This is a genomic window from Paraburkholderia sp. J10-1, assembly GCF_905220165.1.
Taxonomy (GTDB): domain Bacteria; phylum Pseudomonadota; class Gammaproteobacteria; order Burkholderiales; family Burkholderiaceae; genus Paraburkholderia.
On sequence record NZ_CAJMYW010000045.1, the window covers coordinates 1 to 3,979 of the forward strand.

Here is a 3,979-nt window from a genome sequence, read left to right on the forward strand (position 1 = left end):
TAGCGCGATGCCGATCAACGCTGCACCGATCGGTACGAGCCAGATGGTGAGCGGGAGAAATCGTCTGAGGGACATTGAAAGCTGCTGCAAGAGTGAATTACCTGAATTGGGCGAGCAGTTCGGCTGCACCCCGTTCAATACCGGTTTTGGGGGCGTCTGGCGAGCTCAACCTGGCAGAAAGCCCGCCATCTGGATACCTTTCGATATAAGCTTCAATCAGCTTGTTTGAAGAGGAATCCGAAATTTCTACTGCATAGATGACATATCCTGGCAGCGCCGTGCCTGCACCGGTGAGCGTGAGCCGAACACGAAGCGTATCGGTTCCGGACTCATTCACCAGATCGAAGCGGGTCGCCAGTTTTTCTGCAAACTTCGCCCGCATGAAATCAGCAAGCTTCGAGCGTTCCGCGTCGCTGACGTGGCGAAACTCGGCATCCGGGCCGTCGTAAAGCTGGACCGGTTCGAGGATGAGTTTTCTGTACCGTGACCAGTCCTGCGGCAACGCATACCGATAGGGCATATGGGTGCCATCCCGGTCGTCGGGATTGACGCGCAGGTACGGCCATGAAGCGAGGCTGGAATACTTGACGGGCTTGACTGCCGAGCACGCCGAGAGTGCAAGGCAGAGCGTTGCGACCAGTGCAAGACCGAACACTGCGCAAATCAAGGCTTTGGGGGCCATCCTCAACAGCAACTCGAACGCAGGGGTTATTAGTTTCCGGATGCTCATATAAACCGTCTAGCCGGTTTGTCAATTGCGCGCTTCATAACGCCACTAAATCTGAGAAAACGTCCTGACTGGTAGCGACCGCTACGCGGACCGACGGTAGACCGAGATTGCTCACGGGTCATACTAACGCAGGTCAGTCACGATGTAAACCGTCTGGCCGGTTTGTATTTTACGTCTCTTAGGTGGTTGGACTTTGGCGGATTCCTCGGCTGGCCGCGTCGCTACCTCGGACATCCCGCGCTGGGTCTATTGCGGTTTGCAAGGGTTCACCGTCGAAGCAAGGCCTACTCACAATCGGTTCGGTCCTGGCGGAGAGACCAAGCAGCCGAAGGGCGTTTTCCTTCAGTATCAGGGGACGCACATCCGGCTTGATGTCAGGTGTATCGGAATCCGCGAGCCAGCAATCCGGATGCAGGGGAATGTCGCGCTACTCCGGTCGAGGCTGTGCGCAAACCAAAACGCTTAATTGGCGCGCACGTTCGACACCTCGATGTGAAGCACGAACATTCCGTTAGCCATGCGTCACATTTCTTGCGCTGTAGTCCACACGCCCGTTCGTGAAAGGCATGGCAGCGATGGAGTCCATACCCACCTCCCTGTCGATTAGTTCATTGAGTTGGGCATTCATCGACATCATCACATCGTGATGGTCGGAAGGCGATAGCGCTAGATTGACAACTTCGTGAGGGTCGCGCTGAAGGTCAAACATCTCGAGGTCGTTGTCCGCGTAAAGCGCATCAATGGAAGTCGGACGGTTGAAACGATTCAGCGCGAAATACCGGCTGAACCGGTAACGTCCGTCGAAGACGCTGCGGATCGCGCAACGGTACTCGAGGCGTGGCTGCAGCGCATTGAGCATCACATCCTTGCGCTCTTCCTGGATCTCGTTGTTCTTTACCAGTTCGCGAACTTGTTTCAACCAGTTCGCATCGGAATAGTCGAGCATGGCGTAGTTGAAGAGCGTCGCGCTTCGCAAGGTCGCAGTGGCCGCCTTACCCGGCGCAGCCAGCAGATTCGAAAAACTGCGTCCGACGAGGGGCTGGCGCGCGACTTTCGTTTGCGTGGCCAGGTCCGCGCCCGCAATCGACAAAAGCGTGGGGACGAGATCGACGTGCGACGTCAACGCGTTGCAACGCTCGCCGCCGGGATGGTCTGGATGACGGATGATCAGCGGGACGTGATTCTGCTCGCGATAGGCCGTCGCGCCCTTGTCGACAAGCTGATGCGCGCCCGCATGTTCGCCATGGTCAGCCGTGAAAACGATGACTGTGGATTCGTCGAGGCCAGATGCCTGTAATGCCTGCAGCACGCGCATGACATGCGTGTCGCAATCGCGGATGCAATTGAAGTAGTTGTCCTGGTAGACGCGAACGCGCTCGTCAGTGAACGGAAATTTGCCGACGAACAGGCTATGCGCTTCGCTGTACATCGCATGCGCGAAAGGGCGTCCCCTCGCGTGCAGCGATTCGAGGCGCGACGGCGAAAGCGGCACGTCCGTCCACGACTGGCGATAGAGATCGTCCGCCGGCGGACGCATGATCTTCAGGTCATGCGGCGAATGCTGCTGGAGCTCGTCGGACGCGGAATCGGTATTGGTGAACATGGCGTCGTGCGGATTCACGAAGTTCAGCGCCATGAACCAGGACTTCCCAGCGTCTCGCAACTCAATACCGCGGCTTCGTAGCCAGCTGACCGCGGATTCGGCGGTGATGCCATCATAGCTATAGCCTCCCTGCGCAAAGCCGATCAAGTCTCCCACGCCGAAGTAGTCGTCGAAACCATAGTGCTTCATGGTGTCGTGGTAGGCACCGACCGGTGCGTTGTAGATGCTCGGGCTACGGTGCATCGTCTTGCTCAGATGCCATTTGCCGAGATACGCGGAGTGATAGCCGATCTGTTGGAGCATCCCGCCGATCGTCGGAATCTCCGGCGACATGTCGGGCTGCCAGGCTACACCCGCGTTGTCGAACACGCCAGTATGCTGCACGTGGCGTCCCGTATAGATCGTCGAGCGCGACGGCGAGCAGATTACGGCGGCAATCTGATGGTTGGTGAAGGTCGTGCCGTGCTGGGCAAGCCATTCACGCGCGGGAACCGGAAAAGGCCACCTGTCGAAATAGCGCTCCTGGTCGGTCAGGATGAAGAGGATGTTCGGGCGTTTGAGCCGACTGGCCGGGTGCTTCGGCGTGTTCAGAGCCTGAGTCGGTGCAGCTAGTGTGCCAGAGGACGCCGGAGCGGATTGCGCGTGGGAGGTTGCGCCGCCCAGTACGGTCGCGGCGACGGTCGAGCCGGTCTGTTTGAGAAATGCGCGACGGGATGTTTTGCTTGCCATGTTGTTGTTCACTCTTGATTTCGAGGGGGCTGTATAGCAAACGCTAGGCCGTCTTGCCGTGTAGAAGCAAAGCTGCGAGCGTCGCTAGCGTGCGTCCTACGACAGGCGTCCGATCATTGAGAAATTACAGTTCATCAGTGTGCGTTTTCTCCCTGGTCGCCAATACAGACGCAGTAGCCAGCACCGGCCCATTGCCGATCAATTTGGTTGCGCACGGTTGCCGCAAGCCATGCCAACTGGCCCAGTGAAATTGGCTGCCTGCCGCGTATGGATGGTTCGTTGTTGCCCCTGACCTCCAGGTTCATGGAGCGACTTGTGGAGGACATCGCAAGCTCCGGGACGAAATAAAAAGCGAACAGAACCATTGAAGCGACCCTTTTCAAGCTGTCTTTGCACAATCGCCTGGGCCGTTCCGCAAGGTGTTTCGTCGCGCTTAAGGAATCACTCGTCCGCCGTTCAAGATGGACGCCGGATCGATCGCGGTTTTGAGCTTGCGCATCAGGTCAAGCTCTGCATCCGAGCGGGTCAGTCCGAGAAAGGCGCGCTTGACCACGCCGATGCCGTGCTCCGCCGAGATGCACCCGCCCGCTTCGCGCACCGTCTCGTAGACGAGCGCCTCGACATCGAGCAGCGCGGATTCGTCGGCGTACGGGCCGCTTAGTACGTGCAGATTGCCGTCGCCGAGATGGCCGAAGAACAGATGCTTCTGCTGTGCAAACTTCTCTTCGAGCCGCGCGTGCAGCGTCGCGACGCAACGTTCCATCTCTTCCATCGGCACACCCACGTCGAAGGCCGCGTGCGGGCGCGTGGCGGCCAGCAACTCGCCGACCGACTCGCGCGCGGCCCACAACTGCTTTGCCTGCTCCAGCGACTGCGCGACGATCACGTCGTCGATCGTGCCTGCTTCGAGTGCGTCA

The 3,979-nt window shown here is 58.7% G+C and carries 3 protein-coding genes; all 3 read right to left on the reverse strand.

The annotated features are described in order from the left end of the window. Positions 1–97: 97 nt before the first annotated feature. Positions 98–682: a DUF3313 domain-containing protein gene (locus U5A65_RS40550; RefSeq protein WP_321949688.1), complete on the reverse strand. Its 585-nt coding sequence runs from the start codon at positions 680–682 to the stop codon at positions 98–100. A gap of 559 nt (positions 683–1,241) precedes the next feature. Continuing rightward, complete coding sequence (locus U5A65_RS40555) at positions 1,242–3,074, reverse strand: sulfatase-like hydrolase/transferase (protein WP_321949690.1); 1,833 nt, start codon at positions 3,072–3,074, stop codon at positions 1,242–1,244. 421 nt (positions 3,075–3,495) lie between these two features. Then, positions 3,496–3,979, reverse strand: a 484-nt coding sequence (locus U5A65_RS40560; protein ID WP_321949692.1) for an FAD-binding oxidoreductase, incomplete at its 5' end; no start/stop codon positions are given.